The organism is Amycolatopsis albidoflavus (genome assembly GCF_039525725.1).
In the GTDB taxonomy this organism is placed as follows: Bacteria; Actinomycetota; Actinomycetes; order Mycobacteriales; family Pseudonocardiaceae; genus Amycolatopsis; species Amycolatopsis albidoflava.
The window spans coordinates 261,933-287,716 of sequence record NZ_BAAAHV010000033.1; the positions used below are offsets into that span (position 1 = coordinate 261,933).

A 25,784-nucleotide genomic window follows, 5' to 3' on the forward strand; every position below is an offset into this window, starting at 1 on the left:
ATCAACGTCCGCGCTGAGCCCACTCCGGAGCGTCCGCACCCGCGTGCGCCAGCAGCTCCTCCCGGGTGATCGAACCGAGCGGGCCGACTCCGCGCAGCAACAGATAGTCGCCGGCGTCGGCCTGGTCGTGCTCGATCTCGACGTCCTCGGCGTGGTAGCTGTCGGTCCACACGATCCGGACCTGGCAGCCGCCGTTCTGGGTGAGCGCGTGCACCTGCTGGACCGTCGCGAGCCGCGCCATCGGTTCCGATTCCCAGCGCTGCTGCAGGAATCGCCAGCGCGAGGCCTGTTCGGCCGCCCGCAATCGTTGATCGAGCCCGCCCGCGCGATCCCGGAAAACCCAGACAATCCCGGCCATGACCACGGCGGCCACAGCCAGACCGATCAGCCACCAGACCGTTCCCATGTCTCCAGGAGCCTACTCGGGCTGATGCTCCCGGAGGTATCGCTCAACCAGGCCATCTGTGAATTCCGGCGGCACCGGGGCGCCAGTGACCAGCACGCGGTAGTGGATCGGCCCGACGAGTTGCTCGACCGCGCTGTCCAGATCGACGTCCGACGGCAGTTCACCCCGGGCGACGGCGCGTTCGAGCGGAAGCCGGTCGCGCGCGTGCTGGCCGCGGATGTGGTCCTCGCGCAGCAGTCGCGCCAGGTCCGGGTCGTGCTGGGCCTGGCCGAGCAGCGTGCGGAACACCGCTCCGGCGTCGGCGGTAGTCAGGAAGGAAGCGATCGCGGCAAGATGCGCGCAGAGGTCCTTGCGGAGATCGCCGGTATCGGGCGGGGAGAGTTCTTCGACGAGGTCGTCGCCGAGAGCTTCGAGCAGAATGTCCACTTTGGACGGCCACCAGCGGTAGACGGTCTGCTTGCCGACGCCCGCCTTGGCCGCGATGCCCTCCATCGTGAGCCGGGCGAACCCGACCTCCACCAGCAGATCGTCGACCGCGTGCAACACCGCGCGGCGCGCGTTCTCGCTGCGGCCGTAACGGTTCCCGTGATGCCGGCGCTCGCCGGACTCAGTGACGTCGCCCACGTGAAGAAGTCTAGCCAAGACGCAACGTCTCGTCTAGCGTTGAGCGCACCAGCTCACTAGGGGGTTCTCAGTCATGTGTTCCGCGTGCGGGGTGCCGACGCACCAACCCGAAGCCGAGGCTGCCCCCGCGGCCCCGCGCAAATTCGCCGCGCTCTACAACAAGGATTGCCGTCCGTACCTGATCGGCACCGGCCTCGCGATGATGGCCGACAACGTCGAGCACGTCATCACCTACTGGGTGCTGTGGGAGAAGTTCCAGTCGCCCGCGCTGACCGGGTTCGAGGTGATCAGCCACTGGGTGCCGTTCCTGCTGTTCTCGGTGTACTTCGGCGGCCTGGCCGACCGGCACGACTGCCGCCGGATCATCCAGGCCGCGCAGGTGCTGTTCATGGCGGTGTCCGCCGCGTGGGGCGTGCTGATCCTCACCAACACCCTTGAGGTGTGGAGTGCCTGCGTACTGCTGATTTTGCACGGCTGCGCGGGCGCGATCTGGGGCCCGGGCGAGCAGCTGATGCTGCACGATTTCGTCGGGCCGGCCGAATTGCCGAGCGCGGTCCGGCTCAACGCCACCTTCCGCAGCCTGGGCATCCTCTTCGGCCCGGTCGTCGGTTCGGCACTGTTGCTCGGGCTTGGGCCGGTGGCGGGCATTTTCGTGAACGTCGCGTTCTACCTGCCGCTGACGGTGTTCCTGTTCCGCACCAAGTTCACCGGACACACGCGAGACGGCGGAATTATTCGCCGGCCCCGGGTCGGACTGATGGATTCGGTGCGGGTGCTGAAGGAAATCAGCGGGAATCCGACGATGGTCGGGATGATCATTCTCGCCGGGCTCGGCGCGTTCTTCGTCGGCGCTTCGATGCAAAGTTCGATGCCGATTTTCGCGCAGGACCTCGGCGCGGGCAGCGCCGGAACCGCGTACGGCGTGCTGCTGTTCGCCAATGGCGCGGGCGGTGTGATCGGCGGGATCCTGCTGGAAGCGACCGGAAAGATCAAACCGAACGTGCCCGCGGCGGTGATCAGCACGGCGATTTACGGGATCTCGAGCCTGTTCTTCGCGATGACCGCCAGCTACCCGATCGCGGTGGCGCTGCTGGTGATCGGCGGCGTGGCGAACCTGGCGTCGATGTCGATCGGCCAGACCGTCGTGCAGTTGCTGGCGAAACCGGAGGAACGCGGGCGGGTGATCGGCGTGTACAGCGTGTCCGCGAACGGTCTTCGCGCGGGCAGCGGATTCACCGTGGGGCTGCTCGGTTCCGCCGTCGGGGTGCACTGGTCGCTGGGCCTCAGCGCGGCCGCGCTCACCGTCGGCACCGGGATCGCCGGCTGGTATTCGCTCGGCAGCCGCCGGGCGCGACAGCTGCACCAGGTCACCGACTGAGCCGCTCCCGAAGCCGGTCTACCTCGTCCGCGGCCATTCCGGCGCGGACGAGGTATTCGGCGACGTCGAAGCCGTCGAGGGTCTTTAGGACGGCTTCGCGGATAGTCGTTTGGCGGCGGGCCAATGCTGCTTCGAGCAGCTCCGTTTGGTCTTCGACGCCTAGCGCGCGGTACAGCGGCAGGACGGCCTCGGTCGAGAGCGCGTAGTCAGCGGCGATGGTTTCCGGGGCGACGTCGGCCAGCGCAAGCAGAAGCAGCGAGATGAGGCCGGTTCGGTCCCGGCCGGAAGTGCAGTGGAAGAGCACTCCGCCTTCGGCTTGGGCCAATGCTCTTAGAACCGTTGCGCAGCGTTCTGCTTTGCGGTCAAGGAAAACGCAGTAGTACAGCGGGGTTCCGTCCAGCTGTTCATCGGCGATGTATCGCCACAGCTCGGTGTCTTCGATGTCGTCCAGCGGGACTTCGCGGCGCGTCATTCCGGGCGGCACGGTGGCATCGCAGGTGCTGATTTCGGCGGGGTTGCGCAGGTCGATGACGGTGCGGAGGCCGGATTCTCGCGCGCTGGCCCAGCCCTCGCCGGTGACGAACCGGAGGCTGGCGGACCGGTAGAATCGCGCGGATTCGGTGCGGGTGCCGGATCGAGTCGGGAGACCGCCGAGGTCTCGGGTGTTGAAGAAGCCTTCCCAGCCGACTGCCCGGTTCTCGCCCATCAGCCGATCTTGGCCCGCGCTGTCGGTCGCGGCCAGCCTTTCGAGGCCGGAAAAGGGCCGTCGAACAGGCGATCGTCGGTTTTTGTCGGTGGTCCTGGTTACGCTCTCCCCATCTCGCAGCACCCATCACCGTCAGCCACGAGCTGCTCACCAGCGCAGATCACACTGGACCGCAGCTTGCTCCACACCGTATAGTCCACGTGGAATAACCCACTTGGTATCACTCGATTGGATCCCTGGAGGAACACCGTCATGGTCGCGGCCAAGCTCACGGCACTGGGCGTCGCCGTGCTCGAGCTGCTGCACGAGCGGCCGATGCACCCGTACGAAATGGCCCAGCTGATGCGGGAACGGCACGTCGAAGCCCGCGTGAAGCTCAAGGCCGGCTCGCTCTATCACACGGTGGATCGGCTGCAGCGCAACGGTTTCGTCGACGTCGTCGAAACCCAGCGAGACGGCAGGCGGCCGGAGCGCACGGTGTACGCCATGACGGCCGCGGGCAAGGACGCCTTCCAGGAACGAGCCCGGCAAATGCTGGGCGACGTGGTGCCGGACTACAGCGACGTACTCAGCGGGCTCGCCGTGATCGACGATCTGGGGCGCGACGTGGCGCTGCTCGAACTGGAGCACCGGATGACCCGGCTGCGCGCGGCCGTGGCCTCCGACGAGGTGCTCATCGACCGGCTGGAATCCGACGGCACCCCCGACATCTATTGGCTCGACTTCCGCTACAGCGCGGCGCAGCGGAAGTTCGAGCTCGCGTGGATCGAGCAGCTGTCCGCGGACCTCGACAGCGGCCGGATCCCTTTCCAGGACAATAAACTCAAGCTCAAGGAAGACCATGAACGCAAGACCAGTTAACCCGTGGGCCGCGCTCAGCGCGCTCTGCATCGGGTTCTTCATGATCCTGCTGGACACCACGATCGTGTCCATCGCGGTGCCCGCCATGCTGCAGCACCTCGGAGCCGGGCTGAACTCGGTGGTGTGGGTGATCAGCGTCTATCTGCTGACCTACGCCGTGCCGATGCTGTTCACCAGCCGCCTCGGCGACCGCTTCGGCCCGAAGCGCGTCTTCGTCGCCGGGCTCGTCGTGTTCACCGCGTCGTCGCTGTGGTGCGGCCTGTCCGGCAACGTCGAGATGCTGATCGCCGCGCGTGCCGTGCAAGGCCTCGGCGCGGCGCTGATGACGCCGCAGACGCTGGCGTTCATCAGCCACCTGTTCCCGCCCGCGAAGCGCGGCGCGGCGATGGGCGCGTGGGGCGGCGTAGCCGGACTGGCCACGATCACCGGCCCGCTGCTGGGCGGCGTGCTGGTGCAGCACCTCGGCTGGGAGTGGATTTTCTACGTGAACGTGCCGATCGGCGTCGTCGCCATCGCGCTCACGCTGTGGCTCGTGCCGGACTGGCAGCCGAAGCACTCGCACTCCTTCGACCTGCTCGGCATTCTGCTTTCCGCCGCCGGGCTGTTCTGCGTCGTATTCGGTGTCCAAAATGGACAGCAGTACGACTGGGGCACGGTGTTCGGCGGCATCACAGTCTTCGAAATCATCGGCGCCGGCGTGGTGCTGCTGGTCGCTTTCGTGCTGTGGCAGCACTACAACCGCCGCGAACCGCTGGTCCCGCTGGCGGTGTTCGCGAACCGCAACTTCTCCGCGGGCACGCTCACCGCGACCACGGTCGGCTTCACGATGACCGGCATGTTCCTGCCGCTGATCATCTACATCCAGACGGTGCTCGGCCTCTCCCCGACGATGGCCGGTCTGCTCACCGCCCCGATGTCGCTGCTGTCCGGCGTGATCGCTCCGTTCGTAGGCCGCGCGTCGGACCGGATCAACGGCAAGTACCTGGTGATGGGCGGCCTCGCCCTGCTGGCCGCGGGCGTGGGCATCATCGCGCTGCAAGCACGTCCGGACACGAGCCCGTGGGCCCTGATCCCGGCCCTGCTGGTGTGCGGCCTAGGCGTCGGCTGCATCTTCTCCCCCATGAGCAATCTGACAATGGCGTCGGTGGAACCACGGCTCACCGGTACCGCCTCGGGCATCTTCAACACCGCCCGCCAGGTAGGCGGAGTCCTGGGAAGCGCCGCGATCGGCGTGCTCCTGCAGGCGCGGATCAGCGCTTCCATCACGAGCGAAGCCGCCACGGCCGCCCAGCAACTCCCAGAGCAATACCGCGCACCCTTCACCGAAGGCATCGCCCACGCCGCCGCCTCCACCGGCGAATTCGGCTCCTCCGGCGGCCCCGCCCCGATCCCGGGTCTCCCGGCGGACATCGCCGCCCAAGCGGGCCGCCTGGCAGGAGAGGTAGTCCACAATGGACTCACCGACGCCGCCCGCGCGACGCTGATCCTGCCGATCGCGGTGCTGGTACTGGGAGTCTTGTCCGCAGCCGCCCTGCGCCGGGTGACACCCCGGTCACACACGCCGGCTCCGACCGCTCCCGCTCCGGAACCAGCCCGATGACCAACTGACCTCCCCTGCCCCGGCTGGCCCAGACCCAGCCGGGGCGGGAAGGCGACGCGAGCAAGAGACTCTGCCGGGCGAGTCCAGGCTTGAGCGCGCCCCGCATCACGCCAGCGGTGTCACTGTTGCGGCCCAACACAAACCCGCCTGCGGCGATTGCCACATGCGTGGCAGCGAGGTTTCCCGCTGCCCAGCAACATCGCAGCCCGCCCCTCGCCACCGCCCTTCACCGCTGCCCTTCGCACCGCGCCACCGCCCCGCCTCCTCGCGCCGCGCCAGCGCGCCACTGCCCTGCGCCCCTCGCGCCGCGCCGTTGTCCTCGCCATCGCCGCTCGCACCGCGCCATCGCCCCGAGCCTTCGCCACAGCCCTTCGCGCTGCCCCTCTCCCTCGCACCGCGCCGTTGCCCCTCGCACCGCTCCCGCGCCCCTCGCTCCCGCGCTTCTCCCGCGCCCTCGCCTTCGCACCGCACACCGGAATCGCCCAGCTCGGCACGCTGCCGTCCGACTCCACCCCAGGCCCCCGCCGCACCACGACACCTCAGCCCCTGGGCCACGCCCCACCACGACACCCCGCCCCGGGCCGCACCCCCGCGCCGCACCCCACCGAGGTAGCGTTCAAAACCGTGCGTCTAGTCCTCGCCTCCCAGTCCCCCGCCCGCCTCTCCGTGCTGCGCAGCGCCGGTCTGGATCCGGCCGTCGTCGTGTCCGGCGTCGACGAGGACGCTGTCGCTGCCGCGCTCATCGATCCCGCCCCGGCCGAGCTCGTCACGGCGCTCGCCAAAGCCAAGGCCAACGCCGTCGTCGAAATGGTTTCCGAACCCGATGCCGTGATCGTCGCTTGCGATTCCATGCTTTCCATCGGCGGCGAGATGGTCGGCAAGCCCGCCAACGCCGAAGTCGCGAAGCAGCGCTGGGCGAAGATGGCGGGCAGCTCCGGCGTCCTGCTCACCGGGCACGCCGTGGTCCGGCTCGACGGCGGGCAGCGCACCAAGGAAGCCTCCGGCACCCGGTCCACCACCGTGCACTTCGCCAACCCCAGCCAAGCCGAGATCGACGCCTACGTCGCCACCGGCGAACCGCTGCACGTCGCGGGGGCGTTCACGCTCGACGCGCTCGGCGGGTGGTTCGTCGAGGGCGTCGAGGGGGACCCCTCCAGCGTGATCGGGATCAGCCTTCCGCTGCTGCGGCAGCTCCTCGCCGAGGTGGGCGTCAGCGTCACCGAGATGTGGAAATAGTTCACATACTGGGACGATGTGTCACTCGGACGAGTGATCGGGGAAAGTCGACTCCGGCCCGCACCCGGGCCAGCGGAAACTCTCGACCTCCCTGGGGTGGCACATGTCCTTCGTCAGGACGTACACCAAACCGCGCGTGTTCGCCGCGGCCGTGCTCGGCTCGCTTGTCGTGGGCGCCGGCCTCGGCGTGCTCGCGCGGACGACCGAAGCCGGCTGGCTGACCGACACCCTCGACCACATCGGCACGATCTTCACGACCCTGCTGCAGATCGCGGTCATCCCGCTGGTCTTCACCGCGATCGTGGTCGGCATCAACAGCCTCCGCGGCCTCGGCGGCGGCCGTACCGCCGCGCGGCTCGGCGGCAAGACCGTGCTGTGGTTCGCGATCACCTCGTTCATCGCCTCGCTGATCGGGATCGCGATCGGCAAGCTGTTCAACCCCGGCTCCGGCGGCCTCGGCGAGGGCGTCGCGGCCACCGCGAAGAACGCCGACAAGGCCGCGAAGAGCATGAGCCACTGGGGTTCCTGGGACGCCTTCATCAAGGGCCTGCTGCCGGAGAACTTCTTCTCCGCCTTCGCCGAGGGCAGCACGCTGCAGGTGCTCTTCCTCGCCGTGGTGATCGGCGCCGCCGCCTACAGCTTGGGCGACAAGGCGAAGCCGTTCGTCGACTTCACCACGAGCGTCTTCGAAATCGTTCAGCGCTACCTCGGCTGGATCGTGCGGCTCGCGCCCATCGGCATCATCGGCCTGATCGGCGCCGCGGTCTCCAACTACGGCGACGCGCTGTTCCGCCCGCTGCTGTCGACCACGCTCGCGGTGTACGTCGGCTGCCTGCTGATCCTGTTCGTGGTCTACCCGATCCTGCTGCAGTTCGTCGCGAAGGTGAGCCCGCTGACGTTCTTCGCCAAGGCGGGCACCGCGATCCAGTTCGCGTTCGCGTCGCAGTCCAGTTCGGCGACGCTGCCGCTCACCCGGCAGTCCGCGGTGAACCTCGGCGTCGACCCCGGGTATGCCGCCTTCGCCACCCCGCTCGCCAGCGCGACCAAAATGGACGGTTGCGCCGCGGTGTTCCCGGCGATCGGCGCGATCTTCATCGCCAACCTCGCCGGGGTGCCGCTGAGCTTCGGGCAGTACGTCGGCATCGTGGTCGTCGCCGTCGTCGGCGCGCTGGCCACCGCGGGCACCACCGGCTGGCTGACCGCGCTCACCCTGACCACCGCGTTCATCGGCCTCGACGCCAAGCAGGTCGCGCTCGGCATCGCACTGATCTACTCGGTGAACCCGATCATGGACATGATGCGCACCGCCACGAACGTCGCGGGCCAGATCGTGGTCCCGACGATCGTCGCCCGCAGCGAGGGCCTGCTCGACGAGGAAATCCTCAACACCCAGACCGCTCGCCCGAACCACCGCGACGAGGGCGGCGCCGCCCGTCCCGCGACCGCCTGACACCTCGTGGGCGGCAACGCCGGTCAGAACCGGAATTGCCGCTCACGAGCTGCCGGAACACCGCCGCAGCTGGGATTTCTTCAGCTCGACGTCCGGCCAGCCCCGGAAATTCGACGGCGAGGTGACGGTGCTCGTGCAGCCCATCACCTCGCCGTCGAGTTCGTACACCTCCGCCACCACCGGAGCCGCCTGGCAGCGCGGCGTGCCGGATACCGCCTGCGGGCATTCGTGCCGGACGACGATCACGTCCGGACGGCCGTCCTGGCTCACGTCGTAGAGCGAGAGCGAACCCGCGTCGGAGAAATACGGCTTGCCGTAGTCGCGCCACACCCCGCCGGACGCGGTGAGCAACTCGCCGTACGAACCGCCCGCCGCGTCGCCACGGATCAGGCACGCGGCGGTCGACCCGTCGACGCAGCGCAGGGAATTCGCCGTCAGCTTCGCACCCAGGTTCGTGATCGCCAGTTCGAACGGCTGCTGCCCGACCTGGACGCGGCCCCATCCGCCCGCGGCGTCCGCCAGCAGCACGACCGGGGTCCCGCCGACGCTCACCGCCGCCAACTGCTTGCAGGGGCCGTTCCCGCAGGCCGAGGACGATCCGTCGACCGGAGCCGCCGCCGGCTCGCGCGGCGCCATGGTGACCGCGCCGTCCGGTTTCGGGCGCAGCACGACGACCACCACGAGCGCCGCCGCCGTCACCACCGCCGCGATAACGGCGGTGAGCAGCGCGGATCGCGGGATGCGATTGGGCCAAGTCCCCATATCCGAGACTGTAAGCGACCTTGCGCACCGTGTCCGTCTATGTTGTCGGAGTGACGAACCCCAACCTGCCCCCGGCCCTTTACCTGCCGACCGGCCCCACCGGCCCGACCACCGACGGCCAGACCGGAGCCAACGTCGAACTGCGCCGCACCCCCGACGGCCGCACCGCGCTGGTCGCCTTCACCGCGCTCGACCGGCTCGTCGACTGCTGCGGCGAGCACCAGCCGTGGATCCTGGTCAACACCGAGAACCTGGCCCTGGTGCACCAGGTCAACCCCTACGACGTCATCGTGCTCGACTCCGAACTACCGGCCGAACTGCGGCATCAGGCCCCGGCCGGACGGGTATAAACAGGACCGAACTGGGTGGTCCACCTCTCAATCCAGGCTCTGTCCTGATCCGTAGACTCCCGGTTGACCAGCAGCGCGGCGACGGGCACGGGAGGTATGTGGTGAGCGAGCAGGACACCGCGAGCACAGGCGGTCCGGTGACCAAGATCCTGGTCGCGAACCGGGGCGAGATCGCGGTTCGCGTGATCCGGGCCGCGAAGGACGCGGGCTTGCAGAGCGTGGCCGTGTACGCCGACCCGGACCGCGACGCGCCGCACGTGCGCCTCGCCGACGAGGCGTTCGCCCTCGGCGGGAACACCGCGGCCGAGAGCTACCTCGCGATCGACAAGATCCTCGACGCCGCCAAGCGCGCCGGCGCCGACTCGGTCCACCCCGGCTACGGCTTCCTCTCCGAGAACGCCGAGTTCGCCCAGGCCGTCCTCGACGCGGGCCTGACCTGGATCGGGCCGAGCCCGCAGTCGATCCGCGACCTCGGCGACAAGGTGACCGCGCGGCACATCGCGATGCGCGCGGGCGCGCCGCTGGTGCCCGGCACCAAGGAGCCGGTGAAGGACGCCGACGAGATCATCGCGTTCGCCGACGAGCACGGCCTGCCGGTCGCTATCAAAGCGGCGTTCGGCGGCGGCGGCCGCGGTCTGAAGGTCGCCCGTACCCGCGAAGAAATCCCTGAACTGTTCGAATCCGCGACGCGCGAGGCGGTGGCCGCGTTCGGCCGCGGCGAGTGCTTCGTGGAGCGCTATCTCGACAAGCCGCGGCACGTCGAGGCGCAGGTGCTGGCCGACCAGCACGGCAACGCGATCGTCGTCGGCACCCGCGACTGCTCGCTGCAGCGCCGCCACCAGAAGCTGGTGGAAGAGGCCCCCGCGCCGTACCTGTCCGACGACCAGCGCGCCCGGATCCACGAGTCCGCCAAGGCCATCTGCAAGGAGGCCGGCTACTACGGCGCGGGCACCGTCGAGTACCTCGTCGCGGTCGACGGCACCATTTCCTTCCTCGAGGTGAACACCCGGCTGCAGGTCGAGCACCCGGTCTCGGAGGAGACCACCGGCATCGACCTGGTCCGCGAGATGTTCCGCATCGCGCGCGGCGAGAAGCTGCGGATCACCGAGGACCCGGTGCCGCGCGGTCACTCGATCGAGTTCCGCATCAACGGCGAGGACGCCGGCCGCGGCTTCCTGCCCGCGCCGGGCACGGTCACGAAGTTCGTGGCCCCGTCCGGGCCGGGCGTGCGCGTCGACTCCGGCGTGGAGTCCGGCAGCGTGATCGGCGGCCAGTTCGACTCGATGCTCGCCAAGCTCATCGTCACCGGTTCGGACCGGCAGAACGCGCTGGAACGCAGCCGTCGCGCGCTGGCCGAGTTCGAGGTCGAGGGCATGGCCACGGTGCTGCCGTTCGACCGCGTGATCGTGAACGACCCGGCGTTCATCGGCGACGACAACGGCTTCAGCGTGCACACCCGCTGGATCGAGACCGAGTTCGACAACAAGATCGAGCCGTTCGTCGCGCCGGACGTCGAGGCCGAGGAAGAGGCACCGCGGCAGAACGTCGTGGTCGAGGTCGGCGGTCGCCGGCTCGAGGTGTCGCTGCCGGGCGGGTTCGCCCTCGAAGGCGGCGGCGCGCCCGCGGCTGCGAAAGCCAAGCCCCGCAAGCGGGCCGGCGGCGCGAAGGCAGCGGTGAGTGGCGACGCGGTCACCGCGCCGATGCAGGGCACCATCGTGAAGATCGCGGTCGAGGAAGGCCAGCAGGTCGAGGCGGGCGAGCTGATCGTCGTGCTCGAGGCGATGAAGATGGAGAACCCGGTAACCGCGCACAAAGCGGGCACTGTCACCGGGCTTTCGGTCGAGATCGGCTCCGCGGTCACGCAGGGAACGCAACTCTTGGAACTCAAGGACTGAAGTTGTGCTGAATGTCGTGGGTGCCGCGCGCTCGCGCGGCCTACCATCGACTACGTGACTGAGGTTCCGTCTCCGCAGCTGCGGATCAGCGACCAGGAGCGAGAGTCCGCGCTGAATGCGCTCGGTGAGCACATGAGCGCGGGGCGGATCGACATCGACGAGTTCGGCGAGCGTTCCGCCCGGATCACCGCGGCCAAGACCCGCGGCGAACTGGGCGAGCTGTTCAATGACCTGCCGGTGCCGCATCCGGTGTTCGGCGCGGGCGCGACCGCCGCGCCAGAACCGGCCGTGGCTCCACCGCCTCCGATGCCCGTGCCGCAGCCTGCGGCGTCGGGCGAGATGGCGGCGCGGCAGCCGGAGTGGTCGGCCGGGCAGCGCGCCGTCGCGGCTTTGATTCCGCTGGTGTGGATCGCGGCGATCGCCTTGATCGCCACCGGCACCGCGGGCTGGCCGGTGATCTTCGCGCCGATCGCGCTCACCGCGGTCGGCCGCGCGCTCTGGGGCAAGGGTTTCGAGCACCATGACCATCACCACCGGCACGACCGGCACCGGGAACGCCGCGAGGAATTCCGGGCGATGCGCGACGAACACCGGCGGCAGCGCCGTCTGGACCGCTGAGGCGAACCATGCCTGACCTGCGGTTGAGCGACGACGAACGGCAGGACGCGCTCGACGTCCTCTCCGAGCATGTCCGCACCGGACGCCTCGACATCGACGAGTACGGCAGCCGTTCGGCGAAGGTCACGTCGGCCAAGCTGGTGAGCGAACTGGTGCCGCTGTTCGACGACCTGCCCTCGCCGCGCCCGAGCGCGCTGCTGGCCACGGCCCGGCCGCAACCGGTCGTGCCGTCCGCCGGAAACGGCAAGCTCGGTTCGTTCGTGATGCGGTATTCGGTGCCGCTTTCGATCGCCCTTGCGGTCATCGTGCTCATCGTGACGCGCGGACGGCTCCTGATCGTGTTCGCGCTGCCGCTGCTGCTGATCCTGCTCAGCGGATGGCGACGCCGCTGAGCCCGCGAGAACGCGCGCCGCGGCTCAGCCCGATGATGGGGCTGCGGCCGGGTTCGGTCGATCCGAAGGCCGAGCGATGGGCGGGCCCGGTGTTCGCCGGGATCGGGATTCTGGCGCTCGCGGTGTGCACCGTCATCGCCGCGGGTCAGCCGCATGGCACTCCCGCGCAGTGGCGCACCACGCTGCTTCTCGCCGCGGCGACCGGACTGTGGCTGCTCGTGCTGATCCCGGTTTTCCCCCAGCGCACGCGAAACCCGTGGCTGGCCATCGGATTCTTCGTCGTGTTGCTGGCCGGCGCGACCGTGCTCGCCTCCCGGCTGGACCCGTTCACTGCCTTCGCTTCGATCGGTTACCCGATCGCGTTCGTGTTGTTCCCGACGCGCTGGAGCATCTTCGCGGCGGCCGCGACAGCCGTGGTTCCGTTGCTGGCCAAGGGAATTTGGCAACCGTCGCCGCCATGGATCACCGCGGTGTCGATCGTCGGGCCGATCCTGTACGTGGCGTGGTTCGTCGGTTCGGAGAACGAGCAACGCCGTCGTACCAACGAAAAACTCGCGCAGTCGAACGCACAGCTGGAAACGGCGTTGACGGAAAACGCGGCGCTGCACGCACAATTGCTCACCCAAGCCCGCGAGGCAGGCGTGCTCGACGAGCGGCAGCGGATGGCTCGCGAAATCCACGATACCGTCGCCCAGGGATTGACCGGCATCGTCACGCAACTGCAAGCCGCCGACAAGGCCACCGAAGCCGCGGATCGGCAACGGCACCTCGACCACGTGCACACGCTGGCGAAGGACAGTCTCACCGAGGCGCGCCGCGCGGTGCAGGCGTTGCGGCCGGAGCCGTTGGCCGACTCGCACCTGCCGGAAGCGTTGGCCGGCCTGGCGAATCGAGTGTCCGACACCTCCGGCGCCAAGGTGACCACCGACGTCGAAGGCGACGCGCGGCCGTTGCTGCCGGAGCTGGAGGTGGCGATGTACCGGGTGGCACAGGAAGCCTTGGCCAACGCCGAAAAACACGCGCACGCCAGCCGGATCGGCATCACCCTGACCTACACCACTGACCTGGTCATGCTCGATATCCGCGACGACGGAAGGGGTTTCGCCCCCGGCGACCGCGGCGACGGCACCGGCTTCGGGCTGGAAGCGATGCGTCAGCGCGTGCAGCGGGTCGCGGGATCGCTGACCATCGAATCCGCGCGAGGGGAAGGGACCGCCGTACACGCGGAGTTCCCGGCGATCCCTTCACCCGGCTTAGGTCACTGACCGCCCGCGGTACGAAGCTGCCGCCGCAACACCTTGCCGTTTGCGTTGCGCGGCAACGCTTCCAGCCACGTCACATCCTGCGGCACCTTGTACCACGATAAGTGCTCGCGAGTCAGCGCGACCAACTCCGCGCCGAGGTCGTCGTCGCCAGGTCCCGACGTCGTGACCACATACGCGCGCAGCGTCGTGTTCCCCGCCTCCCGCCGCACCGCGCTGACCGCCGCTTCGCGCACCTTCGGGTGACTTTCGAGAAGCCGTTCGACCTCCCCGGGCACGACGTTCTGCCCGCCGATCACCTCGACGTCGTCCAGCCGTCCGTAGACGTGGATGACGCCCTGTGCGTCGATCGACCCGAGATCGCCGGTCGACCACCAGGTGTCGGTCACCTGATCCGGGCCGAGACTGCCGCGAGCGACACCCCGCGTGGCGAACGGGACCAGAACCTGCAGTTCGCCCTGCACACCGGCGGCCACCTCCCGCCCGTCGACCACGACGCGCGCCGAGCGGCCCTCGAAACCCGGCCCGACCGCCGACGGGTCGGTGTAATCCGCCGGTCGGCCAACGGCGTATCCGCCGCCTTCGGTGGAACCGTAAAGATTCATCAGCCGGTCGCCGAAAATCGGCACCAGCTTCTCGCGCAACCGCGCGGAAAGCACTTCGCCAGCGCACATCGCGCCGCTCAACTTTCCGAGCGTCTCGGCGTGTCCCGGTTCTTGCAGCAGACGCGCGTAGAAACTCGGCTGCGCGAAGAGCGTCGCGACGTCGTGGCGGCGGATCAGCTCCAGCGCGGCGGCCGGGGTCGCGCGCGGTCGCGAGAGCACCGACGTCTGGCCGGTGCACATCGTCGCCATCGCCGACGAGTACAGACCGCCGGCGAAATACATGCGGGACACCGAAAACGCGACCATGCCGACACCGTCCGTGCGGAGCATCGACGGATCGAAGTTGCTGTGCAGGTAGAAGCACAGCTTGGGCGCGCCGGTGGTCCCAGAGGTGAACATCGCGTGCGAGGGATGGTCCCCGCCTGGCGCGAACTCCGTCTCCGGTTCCGCCTTCGCCAGCACATCCGCGCCCGTGGTCGGCGCGAGACCGGCGTTGTCGAGCCAGCCCGCGAATTCCGGGTCGGCGACGATCAACGCGGGTTCGGCGGTCCGGATGTCCCGGGTCAGATCGTCGCGGCTCATCTGGACATTCACCGGAATCGCGACGATTCCGGCCTGCCACGCGCCGAGCAGGCACCAGACCATTTCGATGCTGTCCGGAAGCGCGAGCAGAACACGATCGCCGCGGCGCAGCCCGGCGGCGCGATAACCTCCGGCGACGCGCGCGGCCCCGGCGTAGACCTCGGCGAACGTCCAGGTCCGGTCGTCGGCGAGGAAAGCGGGAAGATCGTCCCATCCGTGCAGACGGGAATGGTCGACGGCAAACTGGGTCAGATTGTCCGGCATACCGGCAACGCTGCCAGGGTGATCATCACCGCGCGACGGCTTTTCCCTCAGCGCTGCCCGAAACGGCAAGGATTTTTCACCCTGGCGCCGCCCCGGCCGTGACGCGGCACGCAGCCGTTTTCCGGTTCCGGACGGTTAGGCTCGAGTTGTGGAACCCGTGGAAATCAACGCGGGCGCGTACTACCTGCGTCAGCTGCGCGCGGACCGGAATCTCGACGACCGGCCCGCGCTGATGGAGGCGTTCGCGGACCCGCGGCATCGGCGGTACGTGCTGAACTACCGGCTGCGCACCCCCGACGAAGCCACCGAATACGTGACCCTGCGCGCCGCGCAGTGGGCGTGCGACGAACGCTGCTCATGGGCCGTGGCCGAACCCGCGACCGGCCGTCTGCTGGGCGAGGTCGGGCTGCGCGACCTGGACCTCGATTTCGGCACGGCCGAGGCGTCGGTGTGGACGCATCCGGCCGAACGGGGCAAAGGCATTGCGGCAGTGGGACTTTCGGCCGCGATCCAGTTCGGGTTCGCTCGGCTGGGGCTGCACGAGATCGCCTACCGGCACGACGAAAGCAACACCGCGTCCGAGGTGGTCGCGCGGCGGGCCGGGTTCAGCCGGGTCGGACCGGAGGAGCGGCCCTCGCCCAGCGGGGAGACGCTCATTCGGTGGATCCTCAAGCCCTCGTGAGTGCCGGATCTCGCCCGGCACCCACGAGGCCCGCTCAGCTAACCGGCTCGATCAATCCCGCCCGAGCCTCCGGAGCCGCCGCCCGCAACGCGTCCGCCGACTCGTCCGTCGGCTGCAGCTGCGAATCCCGCTCCGCCTCGACTCGCGCCCGGTAGACCTCCACCTCGCGCTTCGTCTCTTCCTCCGACCAGCCCAGCACGCCACCCACCAGCTGGGCGACCTGCTCGGCGCAGTCGACGCCGCGGTGGGCGTACTCGATCGAGATCCGCGTGCGCCGCGCGAGGACGTCCTCCAGGTGCAGCGCGCCCTCGTGGCTCGCCGCGTACACGACCTCCACGCCGAGGTAGTCCGGCGCGGACTCGATCGGCTTGAGCAGCTCCGGCCGGTCCGCCGCGAGCGCCAGCACCTCGTGCACCAGCGAGCCGTAGCGGTCGAGCAGGTGCCGCACGCGGTACGGGTGCAGCCCGTGCTCGGCGGCCAGGTGATCCGCCTGGTTGACCAGCGCGTGGTAGCCGTCCGCGCCGATCAGCGGGACCTTGTCGGTGATGGACGACGGCGGGCGGCCCGGCAGGTCGACCACCGCGGCGTCGACGGCGTCGGCCGCCATCACCCGGTACGTCGTGTACTTGCCGCCCGCGATCGCGACCAAGCCCGGCGCGACGCGCGCGACCGCGTGCTCGCGCGACAGCTTCGACGTCTCTTCGCTCTCGCCGGCCAGCAGCGGGCGCAGACCCGCGTACACGCCTTCGATGTCGTCGTGCGTGAGCGGCGTCGCGAGCACCGAGTTCACGTGTTCGAGCAGGTAGTCGATGTCGTGCTTGGTGGCCGCCGGGTGGGCGAGGTCGAGGTTCCAGTCGGTGTCGGTGGTGCCGACGATCCAGTGGTTGCGCCACGGGATCACGAACAGCACCGACTTCTCGGTGCGCAGGATCATCCCCGACTCCGACACGATCCGGTCGCGCGGAACCACGATGTGCACGCCCTTGCTGGCGCGCACGCGGAACCGGCCGCGGCCGCCGGACAGCCGCTGCAGTTCGTCGGTCCACACCCCGGTGCAGTTGACCACCGCGCCGGCGTGGATCTCGGTCTCGCGGCCGTCCTCGACGTCGCGCACGCGCACGCCGGAAATCCGGTCCGCCTCGCGCAGGAAGCCGACGACCTGGGTGGAGGTCCGGACCACCGCGCCGTAATGCGCGGCGGTGCGCGCGACGGTCATCGTGTGCCGCGCGTCGTCCGACTGCGCGTCGTAATACCGGATTCCGCCGATCAGCGCGGACCGCTTGAGCGCGGGGACCATTCGGAGGGCACCCGCGCGGGTGAGATGTTTCTGGCCGGGCACCGACCGGGCGCCGCCCATCGTGTCGTACATCAGCAAGCCGGCGGCGGTGTACGGGCGCTCCCAGATCCGGTGGGTGAGCGGGTACAGGAAGCTCACCGGCTTCACCAGGTGCGGCGCGATCTTCGTCAGCATCAGCTCGCGCTCGTGCAGCGCTTCGCGCACCAGACCGAACTCGAGCTGCTCGAGATACCGCAGGCCGCCGTGGAAGAGCTTGCTGGACCGGCTCGACGTGCCGGACGCCAGGTCGCGGGCCTCGACGAGAGCCACCCGCAGGCCGCGGGTCGCCGCGTCGAGCGCCGTGCCCGCGCCGACGACGCCGCCGCCGATCACGACCAGGTCGAAGGTCTCGTCGCCGAAGCGCCGCCAGGATTCCTCCCGGCCCGCCGGACCCAGCTGGGCCGGTTCGCTGCCGTTCTGCGGGTTCGTCACCACTCGTTCCTCCTCGTGCTCCACCTTCCCCAGCATCGCACGCTTGCGTGATCGTCTGCTGACCCCGAGGTGACACGTGTGGCGGAACCCATGACGATCATGGTCACATTGCTTCGCCCGGCTTATGGATTGCGCGCGTACGCGGCGGTAACGTGCCGCGGACTGGGGTCGGCGACGGGGCTGTGGCCGGACGTGTTCGGCCCTGCACAGACTGTCCAGTGTGGAGGTGCGGAGAGCGTGAGCGTAAGTCTGAGTCCGGGCGCGATCATCGTCTGGGAGCTGCTGGGCACAGCAGTTCTGATCTTGCTGGGCAACGGCGTCGTGGCCAACGTCGTGCTGCGCAAGAACAACGGCTTCCAAGCCGGAACGCTGTTCATCACTTTCGGGTGGGGCTTCGCGGTGTTCGCGGGGGCCAGCATCGCCGCGCCGACGGGCGCGCACCTGAACCCGGCGGTCACGCTGGGGCTCGCCATTTCGGGCAAAGTCTCGTGGACGGTCGTGCCGTATTACCTGATCGGGGAAATGCTCGGCGCGATTCTCGGCGCCGTGCTGTGCTGGCTGACGTACAAGCTCCAGTTCGACGACCACCCGAATCCGGAGGAGACGCTCGGCATTTTCTCCACCGCCCCGCAGATCCGGAACAAGGCGTGGAACCTGGTGACCGAGATCATCGGCACCTTCGTGCTGGTCGGCTGGATCCTGTTCAACCCGGCCTACAAGACCGCCTCGTCCGGGCCGGACTTCGGCAACTCGGCGCTCGGCTACGCCGGGGTCGCGTTCGTCGTGCTGGTGATCGGCATCTCGCTCGGCGGGCCGACCGGCTACGCCATCAACCCCGCCCGCGACCTCGGCCCGCGGCTCGCGTACGCGTTCCTGCTGCCGATCAAGGGCAAGCGCGACCCCGACTGGGGCTACTCGTGGGTGCCGGTCGTCGGGCCGCTCGTCGGCGCGGCGCTGGCCGCGGTGGTGTGGCTCGCCGTCCACAACTTGACCTGATCCCCTTTCCTGGAGGAAATCCATGACTTCGTACGTGGCCGCGATCGACCAGGGCACCACGTCGACGCGTTGCATGATCTTCGACCACTCCGGCCGTGTCGTCGCGGTCGACCAGCGCGAGCACGAGCAGATCTTCCCGAAGGCGGGCTGGGTCGAGCACAACGCCGAGGAGATCTGGGAAAACACCCGCGCGGTCGCGGCGGGCGCGCTCGCCAAGGCCGACCTGCGCCCGACCGACATCGCCGCGGTGGGCATCACGAACCAGCGCGAGACGGCTGTCGTGTGGGACCGCAACACCGGGAAGCCGGTGTACAACGCCATTGTCTGGCAGGACACCCGCACCGACAAGATCGCCGGCGAACTCGGCGCGCTCGGCGGCGGCCAGGAGCGCTACCGCTCGAAGACCGGTCTGCCGCTCGCGACGTATTTCTCCGGCCCGAAGATCAAGTGGATCCTCGACAACGTCGAGGGCGCGCGGGCCAGGGCCGAGGCGGGCGATCTGGTGTTCGGCAACATGGACACCTGGGTGCTGTGGAACATGACCGGCGGCACCGACGGCGGCGTGCACGTGACCGACCCGACGAACGCGTCGCGCACGCTGCTGATGGACCTCGACACCCTGAAGTGGGACGAGGACATCGCGGCGGAGATGGGGATTCCGCTGTCGATGCTGCCGGAGATCCGGTCGTCGTCGGAGGTGTACGGCAAGGTCCGCCCGCGCGGAGCACTGGCCGAGGTGCCGATCGCCGGCATCCTGGGCGACCAGCAGGCGGCGACGTTCGGCCAGGCGTGCCTTTCGCCGGGCGAGGCCAAGAACACTTACGGCACCGGCAACTTCGTCTTGCTGAACACCGGCACGGAGAAGGTGCTGTCGGAGAACGGGCTGCTGACGACGGTCTGCTACAAGATCGGCTCGAACGACACGGTGTACGCGCTGGAGGGTTCGGTCGCGGTCACCGGTTCGCTCGTGCAGTGGCTGCGGGACAACCTGGGGTTGATTTCGTCGGCGGGCCAGATCGAGGAATTCGCCCGAACGGTCGACGACAACGGCGGCGCGTACTTCGTCCCGGCGTTCTCGGGCCTGTTCGCCCCGTACTGGCGCTCCGACGCCCGCGGCGCGATCGTCGGCCTGACCCGGTTCGTGAACAAGGGCCACATCTCGAGGGCGGTGCTGGAGGCGACGGCGTTCCAGTCGCGCGAGGTGATCGACGCGATGAACGCCGACTCGGGTGTCCCGCTGAAGTCGCTGAAGGTCGACGGCGGGATGGTCGTGAACGAGCTGCTGATGCAGTTCCAGGCCGACATCCTCGGGGTGCCGGTGATCCGCCCGGTGGTGAACGAGACGACCGCACTGGGAGCCGCGTACGCGGCCGGGCTGGCGGTCGGCTTCTGGGAGTCGGAGGACGACATCCGGACCAACTGGGCGAAGGACAAGCAGTGGGACCCGTCGATGGACGAGTCCCGGCGGGAGAAGGAATACCGGAACTGGAAGAAGGCGGTTACGAAGACGTTCGACTGGGTGGAGGACTGATCCTTCCGGCGGGCTCTGCTTTACGACGCTTTGGCGGCTTCGCCGGGCTGCGCTTGAGCGATCGCTAGCCCGGCGAGTTGCTGCGCGGTCACGACCGCCGCGATGGCTTGCGGCTTGGCTGAAGTGTGGTGAGGGGAACTTTGAGGGACTCTGAGTCCCTCGGGGTTCCCCTCACGGACTTCTGGGCCAGGTGCGAGACACGCCGAGTCGACGCGATGTGCTCGGCGCGAACAGGCGTCGCACAGCGCACCTCGGCATCAGCGCGGATCGGCGCTAGCTCTCCCCGCCACCGCACAGCGCAGCCCAACACGAACTCGGCACAACGCGGCTCAGCCCAGCACTCGGCAATCCCCGACTCGATCCAGCGCAGCGCACCGCCACCACCGCTCGGCTCAACCCGGCCCGGCGCGACACGGCTCAGCCCAGCCCAGCGCGGCGCGACACGGCTCAACCCGGCACGGCCCAGCCCGGCACGACGCGGCACGGCCCAGCCCGGCGCGGCACAGCGCGACGCAGCTCAACCCGGCGCGACACGGCTCCGCCCGGCGCGGCACAACGCAGCACGGCGTGGCGTGGGCTCAGCACGGCGTGGCACGGCACGGCGTGGCGCAGCACGGCTCAGCGCGATACGGCGCAGCCCGGCAAATGCCCTGCCCAGCACCGCACCCCTCAGCCAGCTCGCCCCGCTCGGTCCTGCGAGCCCCAAATCAACCTCTCCCCAACCTCACCCCCAGCCGTCCTGCGTCCCCGACTGGGCGTTGGGCGCCATCAGCGAAAACCCCGCCCCCTGGTCGTCCATCGCGACCACCAGCCGTCCATGGGGCGTGTCCACCGGCGGGTTCACCACCGTCCCGCCTAGCTCAACAACCCGCGCCGCGGACGCGTCCGCATCCGACGTCCAGAAGTACGTCACCCACCCGGGCTGCGCGGGGCTGTCCGCGGACAGCTCGCCAAGGCCGCCGACAGGACGGCCATCCACATCCAAGGTCGCATAAGTGAACCCAGGCCCGGACATATCCCCGAACCCGTACCCGAACACATCGCCATAAAACTGCTTAGCCGCAGCGAAATCCCGCGTCATGCATTCGTTCCACGCGGGTGCGCCCGGAACCAAAGTAGCTTGCGTTCCCGAGTGCCGGCCGGGCTGCCACAGCCCGAACGTCGCGCCCGTCGGGTCGGTCGCGATGGCCATCCGGCCCTCGGTCAGGACGTCCATCGGCGGGGCGATGACCTGCCCGCCCGCCTCGGCGACGGCGGCCACCGTTTTGTCCACATCGGACACTGACAGGTACGTCGTCCACGTCGGCGGCATGCCGGCCTGCTCCGGCGGGATCTGGCCGATCCCCGCCACCGGTTTTCCGGCTATCTGCGCCATTCCGTAAAAACCGGTCTCCGGGCCGCCGGATTCGACTTTCCACCCCAGCAAACCCTCGTAAAACGTGACCGCCTTGTCGCGGTCGGGCACCATCAGGTCGCCCCAGCACGGTGTGCCCGCGGGCCACGGTTCAGTCCTGGTGATCATGCGTGCCTCCCAGAATTGTGCCAACCGCCACAGTGTCGCACCGGGGACCGACAAAATCGGGGGCGTCTTCTTCAATGCCCGTTCAATCGCCCGGGCAATCGCCCGATCAGTGCGAACCGTTCACCAGGTGGGCGTACACGATGATGTTGTCCACATAGCTGTGCTCGGCCCGGTCGAACGCCCCGCCACAGGTGATCAGGCGCAGTTGCGGGTCCGAAGTGTCCCCGTAGACCGCGTCGCTCGGGAAGACGTCTTTGGGCACCTGGTCCACTTTGGTCACCTCGAAGTGCGCGGTGGAGCCGTCGCGGCGGGCGATGTCGACGTCGTCTCCCGGCTTCATTTCCTTGAGCCGGTAGAAGATCCCTTTGTGCTTGTTTCCGTCCACGTGTCCGAGCACGACCGCGGGGCCGACCTCGCCGGGTGTCGGGCCGTTTTCGTACCAACCGGCCTGCAACGGCGTGCTGACCGGCGGGACCTGCACCGAATTGTCGGGATTGAGGCCCAGCGGCACCAGGCTGGAATGCGCGTCGATGCTCGGGATGTCCAGCGACACCGGCTCCGATTTCGGCATCGCGGCCGACGAAGCGGACGGAGCGCTGGAAGCGGGTGCCGCGGTCGTCGAACCGACCGAGCATCCGGCGGTCAGCGCGGCGAGCGCGACGGCCGACGCGGCGATTGTCTTCCTGATCATCATTCCCCCGATCCGCCTAGGCCTGGCCGCGAAAACGCAGCCAGGCCCAGGAGACTAGTCAGCCACGCTGGCGACGACGCGCCACCACGAGCCCGGTGCCGCCGAGTGCGAGCACGCCCATCGCGCCGGCCGCGATCGGCAGGCCGAGGTTCGAGCTGTCCGCGACCGGACCGTCCGTGCCGCCGGTCTGCGGAGCGCCGGACGGGACCTTGCTGACCTGCTTGGGCGCGGGAGCCGGCGTCGGCTTCGGCGCGGGCTTCGCGCCCAGCACGGTGAACTTCGTGCCGAGATCAGCGCTGCCGCAGGAGAACGCCACCTTGTACACGCCAGGCTTCACGCCCGTGCGAACGGTCGCGGTGCCCTGCGAGATCGGAGCCTTCGACGGGTCGTTCTGCGGGCCGACCGGGTGCAGCTTGCCGAACTGCAGCGCCGCCGAGTTCAGGTTCTTGATTTCCGAGGCCTCGCAGCCGATGCGCACCGTGACGCGGTCCCCGGCGTGCCCCGACGACGGCAGCACGCGGATAAACGCCTTCGGGACACCCGCGTTGTCGTCCGTCGGCTCCTCGGTGGCAGGAGAGGAAGACGGAGCGGCGGTGGCGCTCGTCGCGGGCGGCGTAGTGGGCGCTTCGGCGGCGAAAGCCGGTGCGGCCGAAAGCATTCCGGCGGCGACCAGGGCGGAGAAAACAACGGTACGCTTCATAACACTCCCCTTGATGAAAAATGCGATTCCCGCCGCATACGACAGCGGCGAATCCGCGCCCTGCCAGCAGTTCCCCCTGCGGCCCGGGCGTTTTCGTTCCGACAACAACCAAGACGTCTCCACCCGTCCGGGGGTTGCCCCGGGAACGAAAAAACCGCCGGAAACAATTTTCCGGCGGTTTTCGGCAAGCATCGACGATTAGCCGGCGAGGCTTCCGTCGCCCGCCTTCGCCGCGCCCTGGGGCACCCGCGACACCTGCGCGGCGGGCACGGTGAACGTCGCGGTGTACTGCTTCCCGTCGCACGTGACGGTGAGCGGATAGCTGCCGGGTTTGGTGCCCGGCACCAGGCTCGCGTGCGCGTTCATCGTGGCCTTCACGCCGACCATCTCGCCGTAGAAGTACTGGGAGAACTTCAAGGCGGGCGAGCTGAACGTCGCCGTACCCGCCTTGGCTCCGGGGCAGTAGGCGAGCGCCAGGTTCGGCTCAGAGCCGCGCTGGTAGGCGTTCACCTGGCCGTGCAGCACCGCGGTGTCCTGGTTCAGCTGCACGGTCACCGGATCAGGGGCCGGCCCGTCCGCCGCTACCGCCGGTACCGCTGTCCCGGCCAGTCCGATCGCCGCCGCCACCGCGAAAATCGCGCTCTTGCGCACCCTCGTTCCTTCCCCGTGCCACACGTCTTCACCCCGCAAGACGCGGTGTGCGGCACGGGGTTGCCCTGAGGAGAAAAATCAGTCCAGATCGTCGTGCCGCATGAGCTGACGGCCCGCTTCGGTGATCGATCCGGACAGCGACGGGTACACCGAGAACGTCAGCGCGAGGTGGTCCACGGTCAACTGGTTCTGCACGGCCAGTGCGATCGGCAGGATCAGCTCGCTCGCCGACGGCGCGACCACCACGCCGCCGACCACCACGCCGGTGGCGGGGCGGCAGAACAGCTTCACGAAACCGCGACGGAGGCCTTCCATCTTCGCGCGCGCGTTGGTGGCCAGCGGCAGCATGATCGTGCGCGCGGGAACCTCGCCGGAGTCGATCGCCTGCTGGCTGATGCCGACAGTCGCGATCTCCGGGTGGGTGAAGACGTTCGCCGCGACGGTCTTGAGCTTGATCGGCGCGACGCCCTCGCCCAGCGCGTGCCACATCGCGATGCGGCCCTGCATGCTCGCCACGGACGCGAGCATCAGCACGCCGGTGCAGTCGCCCGCCGCGTAGACGCCGGGGACGCTCGTGCGCGACACCCGGTCCACCGCGATGAAGCCGCCAGGGCCGGGCTCGATGCCGACGCGGTCGAGGCCGATGTCGGCGGTGTTCGGGACGGACCCGACGGTCATCAGGGCGTGGCTTGCCTCGATCACGCGACCGTCGGCCAGGTGAACTTCGACGCCCTTCTCGGTGCGCTCGACGCGCTCCGCACGGGCCTGCTTGGCCACCGTGGTGCCGCGCTGCGTGAAGACCTCTTCGAGCACCGCGGCGGCGTCGGCGTCCTCGTGCGGCAGCACGCGGTCGCGGCTGGACACGACGGTGACCTTCACGCCCATCTCGGTGTACGCGGACGCGAACTCGGCCCCGGTGACACCGGATCCGATCACCGCGAGGTGCTCGGGCAGCTCAGTGAGGTCGTACAGCTGACGCCAGTCCAGGATCCGCTCGCCGTCGGGCACCGCGCCGGGCAGCACGCGCGGGGTCGCGCCGGTGGCGATCAGCACGACGTCGGCGGACAGGGATTCCACCTTCCCGTCGGCGTGCGTGATCTCCACCGTGTGGGTGGCCAAACCCGGCTCGTCGTCGGCGAAGCGGGCTTCGGCGGTGATCACGCGCACGCCTTCACGCTGCACGCGGGCACGGATGTCGGCCGACTGCGCGAGCGCGAGACCTTTCACCCGGCCGTGCACAGTCGGCAGGTCGACGGTGGTGTCCGCGAGGTCGGTGTTGATGCCGAGCTCGCCGAGGTCGTGCATCTTCGCCAGCGCGCCGGACGACGCGATGAACGTCTTCGAGGGCACACAGTCGTAGAGGACACAGGCGCCGCCCAGGCCGTCCCGCTCGACGATCGTCACGTCGGCGCCGTGCTGCGCCGCGACCAAGGCGGCTTCGTAGCCCGCCGGGCCGCCACCCATGATCACGATCCTGGTCACCTGGGTCCTCCTATGTCACACGTGCTTGGCGGTGGTCCTGACCCTACGCGGCGAACCTGACCGGCAGGCGAAGTGCCCGGGACACGGCATGTGCATCCGGATATGCGAAGGAAGGGTCGCTAGGCTGTGCCGCGTGCCGTTGTATGCCGCTTACGGATCCAACATGGAGCCCGCCCAGATGCTGGAGCGCGCCCCGCATTCGCCGATGGCCGGCACCGGCTGGCTGGAAGGCTGGCGGCTGACCTTCGGCGGCGAGGACATCGGGTGGGAAGGCGCGCTGGCCACCATCGTCGAGGACCCGTCGTCGCGGGTGTTCGTGGTGATCTACGACGTGACCGGGCTCGACGAGGAACGCCTCGACCGCTGGGAAGGCGGCGAGCTGGGGATGCACACGAAGATCCGGCTGCGCGTGCAGACCATGGACGGGTCGGTGCTGGCCTGGCTGTACGTCCTGGACGCCTACGAGGGCGGCCTGCCCTCGGCGCGGTATCTCGGGGTGCTCGCGGACGCCGCGGAGGCGGCCGGGGCCCCGGTGGACTACGTGGACGATCTGCGCACCCGGCCGTGCACCGGAATCAGCGGCTGACGCTTCCGCTTGACTGTCCGTGAGGGGAACCCTCACGGACTCTGAGTCCCTCAGGGTTCCTTGGGGTCAGGGGGTGGTTGCAACACCGTCTTGTTGAAAGGGGGCGGGTTGTGATGGCGGGAGTGCGGAAGTACCGGTGGTTGCCGCGGTCGGTGCGGGTGGAGTTTTGGGAGCAGGTCCGGGC

General features: G+C 69.1%; 26 protein-coding genes. 15 read left to right on the top strand and 11 right to left on the bottom strand.

The annotated features are described in order from the left end of the window. Window position 1 precedes the first annotated feature (1 nt). A complete protein-coding gene (locus tag ABD156_RS47615) occupies window positions 2-406 on the bottom strand; it encodes a hypothetical protein (protein WP_344288835.1) in 405 nt (134 codons plus the stop codon). Window positions 407-418: 12 nt separating this feature from the next. Continuing rightward, on the bottom strand, window positions 419-1,030 hold the full coding sequence (locus tag ABD156_RS47620) for a TetR/AcrR family transcriptional regulator (RefSeq protein ID WP_344288837.1): 612 nt from the start codon (window positions 1,028-1,030) through the stop codon (window positions 419-421). Window positions 1,031-1,103: 73 nt separating this feature from the next. Between ABD156_RS47620 and ABD156_RS47625 the strand changes: the two genes are divergently transcribed. Beyond that, window positions 1,104-2,408: an MFS transporter gene (locus tag ABD156_RS47625; protein WP_344288839.1), complete on the top strand. Its 1,305-nt coding sequence runs from the start codon at window positions 1,104-1,106 to the stop codon at window positions 2,406-2,408. Here ABD156_RS47625 and ABD156_RS47630 read toward each other — a convergent pair. Then, window positions 2,398-3,114 (bottom strand): tyrosine-protein phosphatase, encoded by a 717-nt coding sequence (locus ABD156_RS47630; RefSeq protein ID WP_344288841.1) that lies wholly within the window; start codon window positions 3,112-3,114, stop codon window positions 2,398-2,400. The two genes, ABD156_RS47625 and ABD156_RS47630, sit on opposite strands and share 11 nt — an antisense overlap. A gap of 252 nt (window positions 3,115-3,366) precedes the next feature. Between ABD156_RS47630 and ABD156_RS47635 the strand changes: the two genes are divergently transcribed. The 4 genes from ABD156_RS47635 to ABD156_RS47650 all read left to right on the top strand — a co-directional run bounded on the left by ABD156_RS47635 (window position 3,367) and on the right by ABD156_RS47650 (window position 8,261). Then, on the top strand, window positions 3,367-3,975 hold the full coding sequence (locus ABD156_RS47635; RefSeq protein WP_344288843.1) for a PadR family transcriptional regulator: 609 nt from the start codon (window positions 3,367-3,369) through the stop codon (window positions 3,973-3,975). Continuing rightward, complete coding sequence (locus ABD156_RS47640; RefSeq protein ID WP_344288845.1) at window positions 3,956-5,575, top strand: DHA2 family efflux MFS transporter permease subunit; 1,620 nt, start codon at window positions 3,956-3,958, stop codon at window positions 5,573-5,575. The genes ABD156_RS47635 and ABD156_RS47640 overlap by 20 nt, the downstream gene beginning before the upstream one ends. A gap of 624 nt (window positions 5,576-6,199) precedes the next feature. Continuing rightward, window positions 6,200-6,811 carry a Maf family protein gene (locus ABD156_RS47645; RefSeq protein ID WP_344288847.1) on the top strand — a complete coding sequence of 204 codons (612 nt, stop codon included), beginning with the start codon at window positions 6,200-6,202 and terminating at the stop codon, window positions 6,809-6,811. A 103-nt stretch (window positions 6,812-6,914) separates the two neighbouring features. Further along, entirely contained in the window at window positions 6,915-8,261 is a 1,347-nt protein-coding gene (locus tag ABD156_RS47650) for a dicarboxylate/amino acid:cation symporter (RefSeq protein ID WP_344288849.1), read from the top strand. 42 nt (window positions 8,262-8,303) lie between these two features. Here ABD156_RS47650 and ABD156_RS47655 read toward each other — a convergent pair whose 3' ends face one another. Next, entirely contained in the window at window positions 8,304-9,023 is a 720-nt protein-coding gene (locus tag ABD156_RS47655) for a hypothetical protein (RefSeq protein ID WP_344288851.1), read from the bottom strand. A gap of 50 nt (window positions 9,024-9,073) precedes the next feature. On the opposite strand from ABD156_RS47655, the gene ABD156_RS47660 reads away from it, so the two are divergent. The 5 genes from ABD156_RS47660 (at window position 9,074) to ABD156_RS47680 (ending at window position 13,543) form a co-directional block, all read left to right on the top strand. Continuing rightward, window positions 9,074-9,373 carry an SAV_915 family protein gene (locus tag ABD156_RS47660; protein WP_037816056.1) on the top strand — a complete coding sequence of 100 codons (300 nt, stop codon included), beginning with the start codon at window positions 9,074-9,076 and terminating at the stop codon, window positions 9,371-9,373. Window positions 9,374-9,474: 101 nt separating this feature from the next. Continuing rightward, entirely contained in the window at window positions 9,475-11,268 is a 1,794-nt protein-coding gene (locus ABD156_RS47665; RefSeq protein ID WP_344288854.1) for an acetyl/propionyl/methylcrotonyl-CoA carboxylase subunit alpha, read from the top strand. 54 nt (window positions 11,269-11,322) lie between these two features. Continuing rightward, entirely contained in the window at window positions 11,323-11,886 is a 564-nt protein-coding gene (locus tag ABD156_RS47670) for a DUF1707 SHOCT-like domain-containing protein (RefSeq protein WP_344288856.1), read from the top strand. Window positions 11,887-11,894: 8 nt separating this feature from the next. Beyond that, a complete protein-coding gene (locus tag ABD156_RS47675) occupies window positions 11,895-12,278 on the top strand; it encodes a DUF1707 SHOCT-like domain-containing protein (protein ID WP_344288858.1) in 384 nt (127 codons plus the stop codon). Beyond that, window positions 12,263-13,543 carry a sensor histidine kinase gene (locus tag ABD156_RS47680; RefSeq protein WP_344288860.1) on the top strand — a complete coding sequence of 427 codons (1,281 nt, stop codon included), beginning with the start codon at window positions 12,263-12,265 and terminating at the stop codon, window positions 13,541-13,543. The genes ABD156_RS47675 and ABD156_RS47680 overlap by 16 nt, the downstream gene beginning before the upstream one ends. On the opposite strand, the gene ABD156_RS47685 is transcribed toward ABD156_RS47680, so the two are convergent. Then, window positions 13,537-14,991: a class I adenylate-forming enzyme family protein gene (locus ABD156_RS47685; protein WP_344288861.1), complete on the bottom strand. Its 1,455-nt coding sequence runs from the start codon at window positions 14,989-14,991 to the stop codon at window positions 13,537-13,539. The two genes, ABD156_RS47680 and ABD156_RS47685, sit on opposite strands and share 7 nt — an antisense overlap. A gap of 148 nt (window positions 14,992-15,139) precedes the next feature. Here ABD156_RS47685 and ABD156_RS47690 point away from each other — a divergent pair, with 148 nt between their 5' ends. Further along, the gene (locus ABD156_RS47690) at window positions 15,140-15,673 is read left to right on the top strand and encodes a GNAT family N-acetyltransferase (protein WP_344288863.1); all 534 of its coding nucleotides are present in this window, start codon (window positions 15,140-15,142) and stop codon (window positions 15,671-15,673) included. 34 nt (window positions 15,674-15,707) lie between these two features. On the opposite strand, the gene ABD156_RS47695 is transcribed toward ABD156_RS47690, so the two are convergent. Further along, entirely contained in the window at window positions 15,708-17,477 is a 1,770-nt protein-coding gene (locus ABD156_RS47695; protein ID WP_344288865.1) for a glycerol-3-phosphate dehydrogenase/oxidase, read from the bottom strand. A gap of 213 nt (window positions 17,478-17,690) precedes the next feature. Here ABD156_RS47695 and ABD156_RS47700 point away from each other — a divergent pair, with 213 nt between their 5' ends. Together ABD156_RS47700 and glpK are read left to right on the top strand one after the other, a co-directional pair. Next, window positions 17,691-18,437 (top strand): MIP/aquaporin family protein, encoded by a 747-nt coding sequence (locus tag ABD156_RS47700; protein ID WP_344288917.1) that lies wholly within the window; start codon window positions 17,691-17,693, stop codon window positions 18,435-18,437. Window positions 18,438-18,459: 22 nt separating this feature from the next. Next, window positions 18,460-19,968: a glycerol kinase GlpK gene (gene glpK / locus ABD156_RS47705; RefSeq protein WP_344288867.1), complete on the top strand. Its 1,509-nt coding sequence runs from the start codon at window positions 18,460-18,462 to the stop codon at window positions 19,966-19,968. A 724-nt stretch (window positions 19,969-20,692) separates the two neighbouring features. On the opposite strand, the gene ABD156_RS47710 is transcribed toward glpK, so the two are convergent. From ABD156_RS47710 to ABD156_RS47720, 3 genes are all read right to left on the bottom strand, one after another. Beyond that, complete coding sequence (locus ABD156_RS47710; RefSeq protein WP_344288869.1) at window positions 20,693-21,490, bottom strand: VOC family protein; 798 nt, start codon at window positions 21,488-21,490, stop codon at window positions 20,693-20,695. A gap of 106 nt (window positions 21,491-21,596) precedes the next feature. Next, on the bottom strand, window positions 21,597-22,181 hold the full coding sequence (locus ABD156_RS47715) for a class F sortase (protein WP_344288871.1): 585 nt from the start codon (window positions 22,179-22,181) through the stop codon (window positions 21,597-21,599). Between the two features lie 58 nt (window positions 22,182-22,239). Beyond that, on the bottom strand, window positions 22,240-22,881 hold the full coding sequence (locus ABD156_RS47720) for a hypothetical protein (protein ID WP_344288872.1): 642 nt from the start codon (window positions 22,879-22,881) through the stop codon (window positions 22,240-22,242). A 13-nt stretch (window positions 22,882-22,894) separates the two neighbouring features. Here ABD156_RS47720 and ABD156_RS47725 point away from each other — a divergent pair, with 13 nt between their 5' ends. Next, the gene (locus tag ABD156_RS47725; RefSeq protein WP_344288874.1) at window positions 22,895-23,083 is read left to right on the top strand and encodes a hypothetical protein; all 189 of its coding nucleotides are present in this window, start codon (window positions 22,895-22,897) and stop codon (window positions 23,081-23,083) included. Here the strand turns inward: ABD156_RS47725 and ABD156_RS47730 are convergent. Then, window positions 23,080-23,532, bottom strand: a complete 453-nt coding sequence (locus ABD156_RS47730) for a hypothetical protein (RefSeq protein ID WP_344288877.1) — start codon at window positions 23,530-23,532, stop codon at window positions 23,080-23,082. The two genes, ABD156_RS47725 and ABD156_RS47730, sit on opposite strands and share 4 nt — an antisense overlap. Window positions 23,533-23,610: 78 nt before the next feature. Next, window positions 23,611-25,014, bottom strand: a complete 1,404-nt coding sequence (locus tag ABD156_RS47735) for an NAD(P)H-quinone dehydrogenase (protein ID WP_344288879.1) — start codon at window positions 25,012-25,014, stop codon at window positions 23,611-23,613. Window positions 25,015-25,147: 133 nt separating this feature from the next. On the opposite strand from ABD156_RS47735, the gene ABD156_RS47740 reads away from it, so the two are divergent. Then, window positions 25,148-25,600, top strand: coding sequence for a gamma-glutamylcyclotransferase family protein (locus ABD156_RS47740; RefSeq protein ID WP_344288881.1), 453 nt, complete (start codon window positions 25,148-25,150; stop codon window positions 25,598-25,600). Window positions 25,601-25,784: the final 184 nt, after the last annotated feature.

Coding starts and splice junctions, on each gene's coding strand:
- ABD156_RS47655 (WP_344288851.1), bottom strand. CDS start 9,023: ATGGGGACTTGGCCCAATCGCATCCCGCGATCCGCGCTGCTCACCGCC.
- ABD156_RS47720 (WP_344288872.1), bottom strand. CDS start 22,881: ATGAAGCGTACCGTTGTTTTCTCCGCCCTGGTCGCCGCCGGAATGCTT.
- ABD156_RS47695 (WP_344288865.1), bottom strand. CDS start 17,477: ATGCTGGGGAAGGTGGAGCACGAGGAGGAACGAGTGGTGACGAACCCG.
- ABD156_RS47680 (WP_344288860.1), top strand. CDS start 12,263: ATGGCGACGCCGCTGAGCCCGCGAGAACGCGCGCCGCGGCTCAGCCCG.
- ABD156_RS47710 (WP_344288869.1), bottom strand. CDS start 21,490: ATGATCACCAGGACTGAACCGTGGCCCGCGGGCACACCGTGCTGGGGC.
- ABD156_RS47625 (WP_344288839.1), top strand. CDS start 1,104: ATGTGTTCCGCGTGCGGGGTGCCGACGCACCAACCCGAAGCCGAGGCT.
- ABD156_RS47630 (WP_344288841.1), bottom strand. CDS start 3,114: ATGGGCGAGAACCGGGCAGTCGGCTGGGAAGGCTTCTTCAACACCCGA.
- ABD156_RS47715 (WP_344288871.1), bottom strand. CDS start 22,181: ATGATCAGGAAGACAATCGCCGCGTCGGCCGTCGCGCTCGCCGCGCTG.
- ABD156_RS47635 (WP_344288843.1), top strand. CDS start 3,367: ATGGTCGCGGCCAAGCTCACGGCACTGGGCGTCGCCGTGCTCGAGCTG.
- ABD156_RS47725 (WP_344288874.1), top strand. CDS start 22,895: ATGAAAAATGCGATTCCCGCCGCATACGACAGCGGCGAATCCGCGCCC.
- ABD156_RS47615 (WP_344288835.1), bottom strand. CDS start 406: ATGGGAACGGTCTGGTGGCTGATCGGTCTGGCTGTGGCCGCCGTGGTC.
- ABD156_RS47685 (WP_344288861.1), bottom strand. CDS start 14,991: ATGCCGGACAATCTGACCCAGTTTGCCGTCGACCATTCCCGTCTGCAC.
- ABD156_RS47650 (WP_344288849.1), top strand. CDS start 6,915: ATGTCCTTCGTCAGGACGTACACCAAACCGCGCGTGTTCGCCGCGGCC.
- ABD156_RS47675 (WP_344288858.1), top strand. CDS start 11,895: ATGCCTGACCTGCGGTTGAGCGACGACGAACGGCAGGACGCGCTCGAC.
- ABD156_RS47640 (WP_344288845.1), top strand. CDS start 3,956: ATGAACGCAAGACCAGTTAACCCGTGGGCCGCGCTCAGCGCGCTCTGC.
- glpK (WP_344288867.1), top strand. CDS start 18,460: ATGACTTCGTACGTGGCCGCGATCGACCAGGGCACCACGTCGACGCGT.